Raw genomic sequence first — 398 nt, forward strand, 5'->3', positions numbered from 1 at the left:
CCGGCCTGTTCCAGCGTCTGGGTGAGGGCCAACGCCAGCGCGGCGAGGGAGGGATGGGCGAACAGGGAGGCCAGCGACACAGTGACGCCGACCGTCTGGGCCAAGCGGCTGAGCAGGCGCACGGCGATCAGGGAATGGCCACCGACCTCGAAGAAGTTGTCGTGGCGACTGACCTGCTGGAGGCCGAGCAACTCCGTCCAGAGGGTGGCGAGGGTCTGCTCGATCTCGCCCTGGGGGGGCTCGTAGGCCCGACGGGCGTAGGCCGTGTCGCCCGGTGCGGGCAAGGCCTTGCGGTCGAGTTTGCCGTTGGGTGTCAGGGGCAACGCGTCCAACGGCACGAAGGCCGCCGGGACCATGTAGTCGGGTAGGCAGGCACCGAGGTGGGCGCGCAAAGTCGC

General features: G+C 69.8%; 1 protein-coding gene. It reads right to left on the minus strand.

Going from position 1 to position 398, the window contains the following annotated elements; genetic code table 11:
* Window positions 1–398 (minus strand): phosphopantetheine-binding protein (locus tag IHE46_RS16840; protein WP_192166084.1); only part of this gene is annotated, 398 nt, incomplete at both ends.

Source organism: Rhodanobacter sp. DHG33 (genome assembly GCF_014843005.1).
Lineage (GTDB): Bacteria > Pseudomonadota > Gammaproteobacteria > Xanthomonadales > Rhodanobacteraceae > Rhodanobacter_A.